Genomic DNA, 14,494 nt, shown 5'->3' on the forward strand with positions numbered 1-14,494 from the left:
GGTGACGCTGTCCAGGATCACGGTCTCCGGTGAGACGCCGTACGACGTGGTGATCGGCACGGGGATCCTCGGCGAGCTGCCCGGGCTGCTCGGCCCGAAGGTCCGCACCGTCGCGGTGGTCCACCCGGCCACCCTGCCGGAGATCGCCCGGCCGGTCTGCGGCGCCATCGAGGCGGCCGGATACGAGGTCGTCGCGCTGCCGGTGCCGGACGCCGAGCGGGCCAAGACGGTCGAGGTGGCCGCCGAGCTGTGGTCGGCCTTCGGCCGCCACGGCATCACCCGGTCCGACGCCGTGGTCGGCGTCGGCGGCGGGGCCACCACCGACCTGGCCGGGTTCGCCGCCGCCACCTGGCTGCGCGGGGTCAAGGTCGTGCAGGTCCCGACCACCCTGCTCGGCATGGTCGACGCCGCCGTCGGCGGCAAGACCGGCATCAACACCCCCGAGGGCAAGAACCTCGTCGGCTCCTTCCACCCGCCGGCCGGGGTGCTGTGCGACCTGGCCACGCTGGTCTCGGTGCCCCGCGACGACTACGTCGGCGGCCTGGCGGAGGTCATCAAGGGCGGCTTCATCGCCGACCCCGAGATCCTGCGGCTCGTCGAGGACGACCCCGAGGGCGCCCGGCTGCCCGAAGGGCAGCACACCCGCGAGCTGATCCGGCGCAAGGTCCAGGTCAAGGCCGACGTCGTCGGCGCCGACCTGCGCGAGAGCGGCCTGCGCGAGATCCTCAACTACGGCCACACCCTGGCCCACGCCATCGAGCGGGTCGAGGACTACCGGATGCGCCACGGCGAGGCCGTCGCGATCGGCATGGTCTACGCGGCGGAGCTGTCGCACCTCGACGGCCGGATCGGCGCCGGGATCGTGGAGCGCACCCGCGCCATCCTGTCGTCGGTCGGCCTGCCCACGGCCTACCGCAAGGAGGCCTGGCCCGCTCTGCGCGACCACATGCGGCTGGACAAGAAGAGCCGCGGCGCCACGCTGCGCTTCGTCGTCCTGGACGACCTGGCCAGGGTCTCCCCGCTGGAGGACCCGCCGGAGGGCCTGCTGGAAGCGGCCTACCAGAAGATCGCCCGATGACGGGGACGCGACCGGCGAGGAACGGTGAGTGATCAGATGAAGCCCGTGTACGTCTTCAACGGCCCGAACCTGTCGCGGCTGGGCACGCGCGAGCCCGACGTGTACGGCGCCGAGACCTTCGCCGACCTGGCCGCGCTCTGCCGGGAGACCGGCCGGGAGCTGGGCCTGTCGGTCGAGGTCAGGCAGACCGACGACGAGGCGGAGCTGGTGGGCTGGCTGCACGAGGCGGCCGACGCGAAGGTCCCGGTGGTGCTGAACCCCGCCGCCTTCACCCACTACTCCTACGCGCTGCGCGACGCCATCGCCCAGCGCACCGCGCCCCTGGTCGAGGTGCACATCTCGAACCCGGCCGCGCGCGAGGAGTTCCGGCACACCTCGGTGGTCGCCGCCGTGGCCACCGGCACCATCGCCGGCTTCGGCCTCAACTCCTACGTGCTGGCGCTGCGGGCCATCGCCGACGCCGTCTGAACGACCTGAACGACCGATCGCGGCCGGACGCCGTGATCATGGGACCGGGGGGACCCGTGACGCATTACCGCTCGTTCGTCGCCCTGGGCGACAGCTTCACCGAGGGCCTGAACGACCCCGCCGTGGACGGCGGCGCCGGCCCGGCGGGGCAGGAGCGCTTCCGCGGCTGGGCCGACCGGGTCGCCGAGCGCCTGGCCGCGCTCGACCCGGACTTCCGCTACGCCAACCTCGCCGTGCGGGGCAAGCTCATCGACCAGATCGTGGCCGACCAGGTCCCGCTGGCCGTCTCGATGCGCCCCGACCTGGTCAGCCTCTGCGCCGGGGGCAACGACCTGCTGCGGCCCGGCAGCGACCCCGACCGGATGGCCAAGAAGCTGGCGGGAGCCGTGCGCGAGCTGCGGGCCACCGGGGCGCAGGTGCTGCTGTTCACCGGGGTGGACCCGCGCGACACCCCGATCATGCGCCGGGCCCGCGGCACCTTCGCGATCTTCTATCTGCACATCCGGTCCATCGCCGACCTGTACGGCTGCCACCTGGTCGACCAGTGGTCGCTGCAGGGCCTGCGCGACTGGCGGGCCTGGAGCGACGACCGCCTGCACATGAACGAGGAGGGCCACCGGATCGTGGCCGCCAGGGTGTGCGAGGTCCTCGGCGTACCGACCGAGGACGACTGGCGGGTGACCTGGCCGCCCCGCGTGGACGTCGACCCCCGGATCAAGCGCCGCGAGGACGTGCAGTGGGTCCGCACGCACCTGGGGCCGTGGGTGCTGCGCCGTCTGCGCGGCCGCTCCTCCGGCGACGCCGTCGACCCCAAGCGCCCGGACCTCAAGCCTTTCTGAGGTCCGGGGAGGTTCTCGCGCGGGCCCGGTCCCGGGCCGGTGCGCTCAGGCGACGAAACCGGTGAAGCGCGCCGCCTGCTCTCCGCCGTGGTAGATCACGACCTCGGTCGGTCCCACCAGACTCTGGTGCACGCTCGCCCGGATCTCCGAGCCGTCGGGCAGTTCGCCCCGGAGGGTGAAGTCCCCGGCCGCCTTGGCGCTGTCGGTCTCCCGGTCGTCGATCAGGAGGGTCCAGGTGGCGTGGACCGGCCCGGTCCTGCCGGTCACCGCGACCGTGTGGCCGGCGATCTCGACGTGGTGATCATCGCTTGTCAGGCTCATGCGTCCGGGCTTCCCGCACTCCGCCGCCGCTAACGCCGCCGCCGGCGGCGGGGGAGAATGCGCGCCCGGGCTCAGGACGCCGTCAGGCGCTTGAGCGCCTGACGGACCGTGTCCGGGTCGTTGGTGGACCAGAAGGGCGGCAGGGACGCGCGCAGGAACCCGGCGTAGCGGGCGGTGGCCAGACGGGGGTCGAGGACCGCGACCACGCCCTTGTCGTGCTGGCTGCGCAGCAGGCGCCCGGCCCCCTGGGCGAGCAGCAGGGCGGCGTGGGTGGCGGCGACCGCCATGAAGCCGTTGCCGCCCTTGGCCGCGACGTGGCGCTGGCGGGCCGAGCTGAGCGGGTCGTCGGGGCGGGGGAAGGGGATGCGGTCGATGATGACCAGCCGCAGCGACGGGCCCGGCACGTCCACGCCCTGCCACAGGGACAGGGTGCCGAACAGGCAGGTCGGCTCGTCCTCGGCGAACTGCTTGACCAGCAGCATCGTGGAGTCGTCGCCCTGGCACAGCAGCGGCACGCTCAGCCGGTCGCGCAGCGCCTCGGTGGCGGCCTTGGCCGCCCGCATCGAGGAGAACAGGCCCAGGGTCCGGCCGCCGGCGGCCTCGATCAGCTCGGTGATCTCATCCAGGTAGGCCTCGGGCAGGCCGTCGCGGCCCGGCTGGGGCAGGTGCTTGGCGACGTAGAGGATGCCACTGCGCGGGTGGTCGAAGGGAGAGCCGACGTCGAGGCCGGTCCACTCGGACCGGTCGCCGTCGGCGGAACCCAGGCCCCACTGGCGGGCCAGGCCGTCGAAGGCGCCGCCCAGCGCCAGCGTGGCGGAGGTCAGCACGACCGTGCGGTCGCCGAACAGCTTCTCGCGGAGCATCCCGGCGACGCTCAGCGGCGCGACCCGCAGGATCGGCGGGCGGCGGTCGGTGCCGGCCTCCAGCCAGACCACCTCGGCGCGGTCGACCTCGGCGGCGTGGCCGAAGGCGTCGAGCATCCGCTGGGCGGTGTCGTGGACGTCGTCCAGCGCGGTGAAGGCGGCCTTGCGCAACCCGGCGCTCTCGGGGTCGTCCTTGTCGGAGGCGTTGCGCGGGCCCAGCGCCGTGATGCAGGCCCACGCCGCGTCGCGGATCAGGGCGAGGGTCAGGCCCAGCACCTGGGGCAGGTCGTCCAGGCGGCCGGGGGGCGCGACGGCCAGCAGCGCCTTGAGGTCCTCACCGGCCTGCATGAGCCGGTCGGAGACGCCCTGCTCGATCAGTCGGCCGACCCGGCTGACGGCCAGGGTGACCGTGCCCTCCGACAGCTCGGAGGTCACCACCGAGGTGACCCGGTCGACCAGCTCGTGGGCCTCGTCCACGATGACCACGTCGTGCTCGGGCAGCAGCGGGAGGTCCTCCATCGCGTCGATCGCCAGCAGCGCGTGGTTGGTGACGACGACGTCGGACTCCCCGGCGCGGGCGCGGGCCAGCTCGGCGAAGCACTCCATCCCGTTCGGGCAGCGCTGGGCCCCCAGGCACTCCCTGGCGCTCACCGAGAACTGCCGCCAGGCCTGCTCGCTGACGCCCGGCACCAGCTCGTCGCGGTCGCCGGTCTCGGTCTCGTTGGCCCACTCCTGGATGCGCTGGACCATCCGCCCGGTGGCGCTCACCTCGCGCGGGTCGAACAGCTGGTCCTGCTCGTCGTCGGGCCAGCCGGCGCTGGCCTTGTACTGGCACAGGTAGTTGCGGCGGCCCTTGAGGATCGCGAACGTCGGCTCGTGCGGGAGGCTCTCGCCCAGGGCCTGGGCCAGCCGGGGCAGGTCGCGGTCGACGAGCTGGCGCTGGAGCGCGATCGTGGCGGTGGAGACGACGACGGCGCCCTGCGAGGTCATGGCGTGCCGGATCGAGGGGACCAGGTAGGCCAGCGACTTGCCGGTGCCGGTGCCGGCCTGGACGGCCAGGTGGTCGCCCGAGTCGATCGCCCGCTGCACGGCCCTGGCCATCGCGATCTGGCCGGGGCGCTCGATCCCGCCGACGGCCTTGACCGCCGCGGCGAGCAGCTCGTCGACCGGGGGCAGGTCCGCGGCGGAGACGGCGGACCTGTCACGGGAAGCGTCGTCGCCGGATCGGGAGGCGTCCTCACCGGATGTCGCGTCGGGCGTCTCGGCGGGAACGAGGGAGTCGGTCGGCACGACAGCCAACCGTACCCGCTCCCCCCGACAGTCGCGGTCGCCTCGCGCGAGGCCGCCGGAGCTGTCCCGGAATTCCGGAACCCGGGGCCCGCGTTCCGTGGCACACTGGCGGGACCACCCAGCCGCGCACCACCCCAAGACCCCGGACCGGGGCCCTTCCCTTCGGTGCCCTTGGGGCTGAAGATGAGGACGGTAAGACCGGTTCGGTAGGGTTTCCAGAGGTCGAGTGGACGAATAAAGGCTGGTTAGAGACTATGTCCTCCATGTCGGAAGTTGTCCCGTTGCCGTCGTTCGGCGAGGTGTTCTTTGACGAGCGTGGCCAGGAGCGGGTGCTCCGGGTCACGTGGCACGAAGGCACACTGGTGCTGAGCCTGTGGCGCGGTGAGATGTGCACCGCAAGTTTCCGCATGCCCATGGACGACGTGGGCCGCCTGGTGGACACCCTTGACCAGGGGTTCATCGAGGCCGGGGGCCGCTACCCCGACGAGGCGGACGAGCAGGCCGAAGGCGCCGGTTACGCGGCCCCCGGAGAGTTCCCCGGCACGGGGCAATACGCCCGCCCCCGCCCCGAGGACTACGCCCAGCCGCACGCCCAGCCGCAGCCGTACGCCGACCCGGCGGCCACGCAGGTCTCCCCGCCCGGCTACGGCGATCCCGCCCTGGCGCAGGGAGTCCCGCCGCAGGAGGAGCCGCGCCAGCCCGCGGCGCTGGGCCCCAACGACGTCCTGGTCGCCCGGGGCGCCGTGCCCGCGCCGGACCGCTTCCCGGAGCGCGGGGCGGGGTACGGCCCGGCCGACGCGGTCCCGCGCGAGAACATGATCGTCGATGACGGCTCGCCCTACGGGCGGCCCCACCTCGCCGAGCCCGCCGGACCGGGCGATCAGCCGTACGCCTCCGCGGGTGACCCCTTCGCCGTCCACCAGGGTCCCGACCAGTACGGCGCGTCCCAGGCTCCCGACCCCTTCGCCGCCCACCGCCAGCCCGACCCGTACGGCGTGCCGCAGCGGCCGGCGGAGCCCTTCCCCCCGCAGCAGGCCGACTCCTTCGCCGCGCCGCAGCACTCCGCCGACCCCTTCGCCGCCCATCAGGGCCCCGACCAGTACGGCGCGTCCCAGGCTCCCGACCCCTTCGCCGCCCACCAGGCTCCCGACCAGTACGGCGCGCCCCAGGCCTCCGACCCCTTCGCGGCCCAGCGCCAGGTCGACCCCTTCGCCCCGCTGGCCGGCAGGCAGCGCCCGGTCGACCCCTTCACGCCCCACGTGGAGCAGTTCCCGTCCTCCGCGCACGGGCCGGCCCCCGACGCCTACCCCTCGCAGGGCCACTCCACCGACCCCTTCGGCTTCGCCGCCCAGGGCAGGCAGGCCGGCCACGGCGCCGCCCAGGCCGACCCCTACGGCTATCCGCCCCCGGCGCAGCCCGACCCCTACGGGTTCCCGCGGCGGCCCGCGGGCCAGTCGGCCGGTCACCCGGCCGACCTGCGCGACCTGTACGGCTCGCAGGGCGGCTACGACCAGCGCGGCATGGACCCCTCCGATCCGCTGAACTTCCGCACCCGGCAGGAGCACCAGCCCGACCAGGGGATGTCGCGCCCCTACATCCAGGAACCGCCGCACTCCACCGGCGAACGGCTCCGCCCCGAGCAGGGCTACGGCGACCGCGATCGCGACCGCGACGACCGCCGCGACTGGTGACGCACGCCGGGGAGATCGCGCCGGGGGGACCGCTTCGGTGACCGCCGGGCGCCGCCTGCCGCCGTGGGCGGGCGGCGGATGAGGGGCGGGGCGCCTCCCGGTTGATCCTCTCCGGTCCGGGATCCCGTACTCTGACCTTGCTCGACCGGTGGGGGTGCGATGGATCAGGCGACGGCGGTGCAGTTGCTGGTGGTGCCCGTCATCGCCATAGCGGTGGCGGCGCTCGCCAGACGCAGGGGGTGGCCCGCACCGCTGCTGCTCGTCGTGGCGGGGCTGGTGCTGTCGCCGCTCATGCCGGCCTACGAGCTGGACCCCGAGATCGTCCTGCTGGTCCTGCTGCCGCCGTTGCTCTACTCCGCCGCGATCGACAGCTCCTACATGCGGCTGAAGACGGTCCTGCGGCCGGTGATCCTCCTGTCCGTCGGGCTGGTGCTCTTCAGCACCCTGGTGATCGGCTGGGTCACCCACCTGCTCCTGCCCGACCTGCACCCGGCCGCGGCCTTCGCGCTGGGCGCGATCGTGGCGCCGCCCGACGCGGTCGCCGCGGTCGCGGTGGCCCGCCGGCTGGGGCTGCCCCGCAAGGTGGTCACCATCCTGGTGGGGGAGAGCCTGTTCAACGACGCCACCGCGCTCACCGCCTACCGGGTGGCCGTCGCCGCCGCGGTGGGGAGCGGGATCACCTGGGTCGGCGCGGTCGGTCAGTTCGTCTACGCGGCCGCGGGCGGCGTGGTGATCGGTGTCGTGCTCGCCTGGCTGCTGTCGCGGATGCTGAGGATGATCCGTGACGCCCTGGTCGAGAACACCATCCTGCTGCTGGTGCCGTTCGCGGTCTACCTCGCGGCCGAGGCCGTGCACGCCTCCGGGGTGGTCTCCGTGGTGATCGTCGGCCTGGTGGTCGGGCACCGCCTGCCCAGGAGCGGCTTCGGCACCAGGCTGCTGTCCGACGCGATCTGGCGGGTCATGGACTTCTTCCTGGAGTCCGTCGTCTTCGCGCTGATCGGGCTGCAGATGTGGCCGATCGTCACCGCGCTCGACTGGTCGGAGCCGTGGAAGCCGCTGGGCATGGCGCTGGCGGTGTTCGCCGTCGCGCTGCTCGTCCGGATCGTATGGGTGCCGCCGGCGACCTACCTGCCCAGGCTCCTGTCCGCTCGGGTGCGCCGCCGCGAACCCGAGCCGCCCCCCTGGCAGAACGTGGTGATCGTCAGCTGGGCGGGGATGCGCGGGGTGGTCTCCCTCGCGGCCGCCTTCGCGCTCCCGCCCGACCTGCCCGGCAGGGAGACGCTGGTGTTCCTCACCTTCACCGTGGTGATCGGCACGCTGCTGGTCCAGGGGCCTGTCGTTCCCCTGGCTGATCCGGCGGCTGCGGGTCTCCACCGAGCAGGAGGTCTTCGCCGACAACCTCGCCGAGGCCGGCGCCCAGCAGGCGGCCGCCTCGGCGGCCCTGGCCCGGCTGGACGAACTGGTGGCCGACGGCGTCGCCGACGTCCACCAGGAGGTCGTGGAGCAGCTCAGGCTGCGGGCCGAGCGCCGTACGCTCACCGCCTGGGAGCGCCTGGGCGGCGGCACCGGGTTCGAGGGGGAGGAGACGCCCAGCGCCGTCTACCGGCGGCTGCGCCGGGAGATGCTGGCGGCCGAGCGCGAGGTCCTGGTCCGGATGCGCGACGAGCGCCGCATCGACGACGAGGTGCTCCGCCGGATCATGAACGAGCTCGACTTCGAAGAGGCCACCCTCGCCCGCGACTGACCGGTCTCCCCATAGCGGGATGTCCGTTGCGATCGGCCGATGAGACGGCGGATTCCGTTGAGATGTGGAAATTTCAGTTCTGAATCGGTAGCGTGCCGCCATGAAGATCGTCGAGACCGAACGCACCCGGCACCGCCGCCTCCGCGAGCGGGGCAGCCTCGACCGCGATGATCTGCACGCCGTCCTCGCCGCCGGATTCGTCTGCCATCTCGGGATCGTCGTCGACGGCTGCCCGATGGTGGTGCCCACCGTCTACGGCCTGAGCCCGGACCGCGAGGTGGTCTACTTCCACGGCTCGGTGGCCAGCCGGAGCCTGGTGGAGGCGCCGGGGGCCACCGTCTGCCTCACCGTGACGCACGTGGACGGGCTGGTGCTGGCCCGGTCGGTGTTCGAGCACGGGGTGAACTACCGCTGCGCCATGATCTACGGGGTGCCGCGCCCGGTCACCGCCCCGGAGGAGAAGCTCGCCGGGCTGCGCTGCCTGACCGAGCACGTCACCCCGGGCCAGTGGGACTACGCCCGGCGGCCCAGCCGCAAGGAGCTGGCGGCGACCGCGTTGCTGGCGCTGAGCACCCGGGAGGCGTCGGTGAAGATCCGCACCGGCCCGCCCGACGACGGCGACGGCCCCGACGCCGGGCTCGGCCTCTGGGCGGGCGTCCGCCCGCTCCGCACGGTCTGGGACGCCCTCGACCCCGACCCGCTTCTGCCCCCCGGCATCGAGCCCCCGCCCCACCTCCGCTGACACCCGCGATGCGGTGAAGGCGGGCCGGGGTCGCGGACCGTCGTCGAGCATCACGATGACGCCCGGCGCGGGGGACGGGAACCCTCCCGCCCCCTCGCCGCATCCCCGAGCCCGGGCCGGTGACCGGTCAGGCTCGGGGGGACCAGACCAGCAGTCCCAGGCACATCTCGTCGCTGGTGCCCTCGCCCCACACGACGTAGCGCGCGGGCTGGTCGCGCAGGGCGGGCAGCTTTTTGCGCAGGCCCGCGTCGTGGGTGCAGGTCACCCGGAGGGTGTCGCCGGCCTTGACCTCGACCGGCTGCTCAAGCGGGCGGATGGCCTGCTCGTCGAAGTTGTAGTCGGGGATGTCGAGCAGCGTCCTGGCTCCGGGCGTGCCGGGGTTGAGCTCGACCTTGATGGCACGGCCGAGCAGGTGCATGTGCCCGGCGGTGGCGTACACCGTCCCCGGCGCCTCGAGCTTCTGGTCGCACCGCTGGGTGGGGCCGGCCTTCGGGGGCGCTCCCCCGCCGCAGAACTGGCCGAGGCCGTCGATGGAGCCGCGGGACTGCTCGCCGAAGCGCTTGACGACGTCGCGGACGGCGGCTGCGCGCTCGCACAGCGGGCCCGACTCGCCGGGCGCGCAGGGCAGCTCGACCGGGGCCGCGAGGGTCGCGGTCTGCAGCGGCGTGCGGTCGGTCCCGCCGTCGGCCAGGCGGAGCCGGATCGACGACTGGTCGCTCCCGCCCGGCCTGCCCTCGCTGGCGAGCAGGTTGTAGTGCACCTGCATGATCAGCTTGCTGCCGGGCGGCATCGCGTAGCCGAGCTTCTCGTCCAGCAGGGTCTCGTCGGCCCCGGGCGCCCAGTGGGCGACCCAGGCGCCGTCGCCGACCCCGGCGTCGCCGAAGCAGGTCCACCCCTCATCCGGGGTGCGCCTGTCGAGCGCGGCGGCCTTCTCGGCCTGGTCGGCGTCGACGCGGAAGATGATCGCGTGGTGGACCAGGTCGGTGTTCTGCGGCAGGAACTGGCTGCCGGTGAGGAAGGCCCGCTCGTCCAGCTCGGGGTCGAGCAGGAAGCAGCGGTACTCGTCGGTCCCTCCGGAGGGCGCCTTCGGGGTGTACGGCTCGGGCAGGGTGAGGTTGACGAACCGCTCGGAGTCGCGCAGCGGCGCCGCGGGCGGGGGCGTGGCGGAGCTCCCGTGACCGCCGTGGACCCCGCCGTCGTGGGTCTGGCCGTCGTGGGTCTGGCCGCTGGGGCCGCTCTGGCCGCCGCTCGCGCCCGGGGCCGGGGAGGCGGTCGTGCTCGCCCCCGAACACGCCGCGGCGAGGACGACGGCGGCTAGCGCCGCGGTCACCGCGCCCAGCCTCCGTGCCCGCCGTCCAGGTCTCCGGATCGTGCGTTTCATGTTCGCCCCCTGTCTGTCCACTGCCGCCACGCGCGGCGGGGAGGCCCCCGCCGCGCCCTGCCTTCCAGACTTCCCGCCGCCGGGGCGCTCCTCCATCGGCCGGAAGGGCGAAAGCCGTCTGGTCCCGGGGGAGGAGGCGATGCTTCCGCGGAGGTAGGCGGCAGGGCGCGGATGGGACCCGGGGATCAGCCGATGACCTCGTCGACGTAGCACCAGCGCCAGCTCTCGCCCGGCTCGAAGGAGGCGATGACCGGGTGGCCGCTCTCCTTGAAGTGGGCGGTGGCGTGCTTGTTCGGCGAGGAGTCACAGCACCCGATATGGCCGCATGACAGGCATCGGCGCAGGTGGACCCAGCGACTGCCCATGGCGAGGCACTCCTCGCACCCGTCGGAGGTGCGCGCGGCCGGGTCCTGGGCGGTGACGATGTGTTCGCAGGCGGACATGTTCTCCCTCACGCTGTCGGTTCACCGCCGATCGTACGGCCAGAGCAGTGTTCCAATTTGGACACCTCTCGCCGGACCTATTGATCAGGGGTGCGGTGTGACTCACTCTGTGCTTCATCGGGGGTGACCTAGGACACACCTCAGGGAGCCCGATGCTCGAAGTGCGCAACCTCGAGGCCGTCTACGACGACGTGATGCTGGTGCTGCGCGGTGTCAGTCTGCGGGTGCCGGCCGGCTCGGTCGTGGCCCTGCTCGGCGCGAACGGCGCGGGCAAGACCACCCTGCTGCGCGCCCTGTCGGGCCTGCTGGACGTGCACGACGGCGAGATCACCAAGGGGTCGGTCCTCCTGGACGGCGAGCCCGTCCACGGCCTGCTGCCCGCGCAGCTCGTACGGCGCGGGATCAGCCAGGTGATGGAGGGCCGGCGGATATTCGCCGAGCTCACCGTCGAGGAGAACCTGAAGGTCGGCGCGCACACCGCGCCCCGGCAGGCGGCCGCGAACCTGGAACGGGTCTACGGGCTCTTCCCGCTGCTCAAAGAGCGGCGCAAGGGGGTGTCCGGCTATCTGTCGGGCGGCGAGCAGCAGATGCTGGCGGTGGGCCGCGCGCTCATGTCCGGCCCCCGGTACCTGTTGCTGGACGAGCCCAGCCTCGGCCTCGCCCCCACCCTGGTGGGGCAGATCCGCGACCTCGTGGTCGAGATCAACAAGCAGGGGACCACGATCCTGCTCGTCGAGCAGAACGCCGCGATGGCCCTGTCGATCGCGACCCACGGCTACGTGATGGAGACCGGGAAGATCGTCATGGACCGGCCCGCGGCCGAGCTGCTGGCCGATGAGGACATCAAGGAGTTCTACCTCGGCCTCGGCGCCGAGGGGGCGGTCAAGTCCTTCCGCGAGGTCAAGCACTACCGGCGCAGGAAGAGGTGGCTGTCGTGACCGGCGGGGAAGAGGGGCCGGGGGCCGCCGGGGTGGAGACGGCCGCCGGGCACGCCACCCCCGGGACCGTGCCGCCGGTGCTGACGTTCGAGGACGTCGGGCTCTCCTTCGCCGGGGTCACGGCCATCGACGGAGTCTCCTTCGAGGTCGCCCCGGCCGAGCTGTTCGCCGTGATCGGGCCGAACGGCGCAGGCAAGACGTCGGTCTTCAACGTGCTGTCCGGGGTCTACCGGCCCCAGCGTGGCAGGGTGACCTTCCTCGGCGAGGACATCCTCGGCCTGCCCCCGCACCGGATCGCGGAGATGGGCCTGGCCCGCACCTTCCAGAACGTGGAGCTGTTCCACAACCTGACCGTGCTGGACAACCTCATGCTGGGCCGCCACCACCACTTCGGCTACGGCCCGCTGTCGGCGCTGCTCTGGCTCGGCCGGGCACGCCGGCAGGAGCTGGCCGCCCGCGCCCGGGTGGAGGACATCATCGATTTCCTCGACCTGGCGGCCTGGCGCCGCCATCCCGTCCGGCTCCTGCCGTACGGCGTGCAGAAGCGCGTCGAGCTGGGCCGGGCGCTGGCCATGGAGCCGCGGCTGCTGCTGCTGGACGAACCCGTGGCCGGGATGAACCTGGAGGAGACCGAGGACATGGCGCGCTTCGTGCTCGACGCCCGCGACGAGCTCGGGGTGCCCATCGTGCTCGTGGACCACGACATGGGCCTGGTCATGGACCTGGCCGACCGGGTGCTCGTCCTCGACTTCGGCCGCCCGGTCGCGCTGGGCACCCCGGCCGAGGTGCAGAGCGACCCCAAGGTCATCGAGGCCTACCTGGGAGGAGCGCCATGACGCTCACGCGCGAGCAGGAGCACACGCGCACCACGACCATCGTCACCCGGATCCGCGAACGGGCCCGGGCCGCGCCCGGCCGGGTCGCCATGCGGGAGAAGGACCTCGGCATCTGGCAGGAGGTCACCTGGGCCGACTACTGGGAGAACGTCCAGCTCGTCGCGCACGCCCTGCTCGCGCTCGGCGTCGAGCCCGGCGACCGGGTGGCCGTGCACTCGGAGAACCGGCGCGAGTGGCTCTACTCCGACCTGGCGATCGTCGCGGTGCGCGGCGTCACGGTCGGCCTGTACCCCACCAACCCGCCCGCCGAGGTCGCCTACCTGCTCTCCCACTCCGGGGCGAAGATCCTCATCGCCGAGGACCAGGAGCAGGTGGACAAGGCCCTGGAGGTCCTGGACCGCTGCCCGGACCTGGAGCGGATCGTCTACGTGGAGCCGCGCGGCATCCGCGGGCACTACCGCGACCCCCGGCTCATGTCCTGGCGGGAGCTGCTGGAGATCGGGGCCGCGCACCGCGGGGAGCACCCGGACGCCGTCGAACGGCGGATGGCCGCCACCCGGTCCGGCGACGTGGCCACGCTGATCTACACCTCCGGCACCACCGGCCCGCCCAAGGGCGTGATGCTGACCGTCGGCAACATCGAGTACGCCGTCCAGCGGCTGGTCGAGGGCGGCGGCTTCGCCTCCCCGCCGCCGTCGGAGAAGGACCTCGCGCTGTCGTACCTGCCCCTGTGCCACGTGGCCGAGCGCGCCTTCACCGTCTGGTTCAACGCCGCCGCCGGGGTGCAGGTGAACTTCGCCGAGTCCATCGAGACGGTGCAGGCCAACCTGCGCGAGGTGCAGCCGACGATCCTGTTCGGGGTGCCGCGCATCTGGGAGAAGGTGCTGGCCGGGGTGGAGATCAAGCTGGAGTCGGCCTCGCCGCTCAAGCGCGCGACCGCCCGGTTCTGGCTGCGGGTGGCCGACCGGATCGGCGACACGCTGGTGCGCACCGGCGGCACGCACACCCCGCTGACCAGGACGCTGTACGCGATCGGCTGGGTCTTCTGCTACCGCGCGCTGCGCGAGCGGCTGGGCATGCGCCGGGTCCGCTACGCCGCCTCCGGCGCCGCGCCGATCGCGCCCGCCGTGCTCAAGTTCTTCATGGGCATCGGCGTGTCCATGCACGAGCTGTACGGCATGAGCGAGAACACCGCCGTGGCCACCGGCAACCGCCCCGGCCGGATCAAGCTCGGCACCGTCGGCGAGCCGCACGAGGGCGTGGAGCTGAGGATCGACGAGCTGACCGGGGAGATCCTCACCCGCCATCCGGGCACCTTCGCCGGATACTGGCGCGACCCCCGGGCCACCGCCGAGGTGATCGACGCCGACGGCTGGCTGCACACCGGCGACGTCGGCGAGTGGGTGGACGGCACCCACGTCAGGATCACCGACCGGATGAAGGACATCATCATCACGGCCGGCGGCAAGAACATCGCGCCGAGCGAGATCGAGAACGCGCTCAAGGCCTCGCCGTACATCAAGGAGGCCGTCGTCGTCGGCGACCGGCGCAGGTACCTGACCGCGCTGATCGGCATCGAGCTCGACACCGTGGGGGAGTGGGCGCGCCGGCGCGGCCTGCCGTACACCACCTACCGCGACCTGTCGGAAAAGCCCGAGGTGCGGGAGCTGGTCCAGGGCGTGGTGGACGGCGTCAACGAGGAGTTCGCCCGGGCCGAGCAGGTCAAGCGGTTCGCCATGCTGCCCAAGGAGCTCGATCACGAGGACGGCGAGCTGACCGCCACCCAGAAGGTCAAGCGGAGCGCGATCACCAGGCTCTTCGCCGACCTCGTCGAAGGGATGTACCGGGAGCGATGAAGGG

The 14,494-nt window shown here is 73.0% G+C and carries 13 protein-coding genes; 9 read left to right on the forward strand and 4 right to left on the reverse strand.

Going from position 1 to position 14,494, the window contains the following annotated elements:
- Position 1: 1 nt before the first annotated feature.
- The 3 genes from aroB to Psi01_RS16005 are packed head-to-tail and all read left to right on the forward strand — an operon-like array spanning position 2 to position 2,385.
- Positions 2–1,078 (forward strand): 3-dehydroquinate synthase, encoded by a 1,077-nt coding sequence (aroB, locus tag Psi01_RS15995; protein WP_204064860.1) that lies wholly within the window; start codon positions 2–4, stop codon positions 1,076–1,078.
- Between the two features lie 36 nt (positions 1,079–1,114).
- Entirely contained in the window at positions 1,115–1,546 is a 432-nt protein-coding gene (gene aroQ / locus Psi01_RS16000; protein WP_203880099.1) for a type II 3-dehydroquinate dehydratase, read from the forward strand.
- 56 nt (positions 1,547–1,602) lie between these two features.
- On the forward strand, positions 1,603–2,385 hold the full coding sequence (locus Psi01_RS16005; RefSeq protein WP_239127749.1) for an SGNH/GDSL hydrolase family protein: 783 nt from the start codon (positions 1,603–1,605) through the stop codon (positions 2,383–2,385).
- 45 nt (positions 2,386–2,430) lie between these two features.
- Here Psi01_RS16005 and Psi01_RS16010 read toward each other — a convergent pair whose 3' ends face one another.
- Positions 2,431–2,706 (reverse strand): hypothetical protein, encoded by a 276-nt coding sequence (locus Psi01_RS16010; RefSeq protein WP_204064812.1) that lies wholly within the window; start codon positions 2,704–2,706, stop codon positions 2,431–2,433.
- A gap of 71 nt (positions 2,707–2,777) precedes the next feature.
- Positions 2,778–4,859 carry an ATP-dependent DNA helicase gene (locus Psi01_RS16015; RefSeq protein ID WP_373872497.1) on the reverse strand — a complete coding sequence of 694 codons (2,082 nt, stop codon included), beginning with the start codon at positions 4,857–4,859 and terminating at the stop codon, positions 2,778–2,780.
- Positions 4,860–5,122: 263 nt separating this feature from the next.
- Between Psi01_RS16015 and Psi01_RS16020 the strand changes: the two genes are divergently transcribed.
- From Psi01_RS16020 to Psi01_RS16030, 3 genes are all read left to right on the forward strand, one after another.
- Positions 5,123–6,550 carry a hypothetical protein gene (locus Psi01_RS16020; protein ID WP_204064813.1) on the forward strand — a complete coding sequence of 476 codons (1,428 nt, stop codon included), beginning with the start codon at positions 5,123–5,125 and terminating at the stop codon, positions 6,548–6,550.
- 159 nt (positions 6,551–6,709) lie between these two features.
- On the forward strand, positions 6,710–8,377 hold the full coding sequence (locus tag Psi01_RS16025) for a cation:proton antiporter (protein WP_239127750.1): 1,668 nt from the start codon (positions 6,710–6,712) through the stop codon (positions 8,375–8,377).
- Positions 8,378–8,394: 17 nt separating this feature from the next.
- Positions 8,395–9,036, forward strand: a complete 642-nt coding sequence (locus Psi01_RS16030; protein ID WP_204064814.1) for a pyridoxamine 5'-phosphate oxidase family protein — start codon at positions 8,395–8,397, stop codon at positions 9,034–9,036.
- A 127-nt stretch (positions 9,037–9,163) separates the two neighbouring features.
- On the opposite strand, the gene Psi01_RS16035 is transcribed toward Psi01_RS16030, so the two are convergent.
- Together Psi01_RS16035 and Psi01_RS16040 are read right to left on the reverse strand one after the other, a co-directional pair.
- The gene (locus tag Psi01_RS16035; RefSeq protein ID WP_204064815.1) at positions 9,164–10,417 is read right to left on the reverse strand and encodes a monooxygenase; all 1,254 of its coding nucleotides are present in this window, start codon (positions 10,415–10,417) and stop codon (positions 9,164–9,166) included.
- A 185-nt stretch (positions 10,418–10,602) separates the two neighbouring features.
- A complete protein-coding gene (locus tag Psi01_RS16040) occupies positions 10,603–10,860 on the reverse strand; it encodes a ubiquitin carboxyl-terminal hydrolase 14 (protein ID WP_204064816.1) in 258 nt (85 codons plus the stop codon).
- Between the two features lie 152 nt (positions 10,861–11,012).
- Between Psi01_RS16040 and Psi01_RS16045 the strand changes: the two genes are divergently transcribed.
- Genes Psi01_RS16045 through Psi01_RS16055 form a run of 3 tightly spaced genes read left to right on the forward strand, consistent with a single transcriptional unit; the run spans position 11,013 to position 14,490 of the window.
- Positions 11,013–11,798 carry an ABC transporter ATP-binding protein gene (locus Psi01_RS16045; protein ID WP_204064817.1) on the forward strand — a complete coding sequence of 262 codons (786 nt, stop codon included), beginning with the start codon at positions 11,013–11,015 and terminating at the stop codon, positions 11,796–11,798.
- Positions 11,795–12,634, forward strand: coding sequence for an ABC transporter ATP-binding protein (locus Psi01_RS16050; protein WP_239127751.1), 840 nt, complete (start codon positions 11,795–11,797; stop codon positions 12,632–12,634). Before Psi01_RS16045 ends, Psi01_RS16050 begins: the two co-directional genes overlap by 4 nt.
- On the forward strand, positions 12,631–14,490 hold the full coding sequence (locus tag Psi01_RS16055; protein ID WP_204064818.1) for an AMP-dependent synthetase/ligase: 1,860 nt from the start codon (positions 12,631–12,633) through the stop codon (positions 14,488–14,490). The genes Psi01_RS16050 and Psi01_RS16055 overlap by 4 nt, the downstream gene beginning before the upstream one ends.
- The last annotated feature ends 4 nt before the right edge of the window (positions 14,491–14,494 follow it).

It is taken from the genome of Paraplanobispora siamensis, from assembly GCF_016863175.1.
Lineage (GTDB): Bacteria > Actinomycetota > Actinomycetes > Streptosporangiales > Streptosporangiaceae > Planobispora > Planobispora siamensis.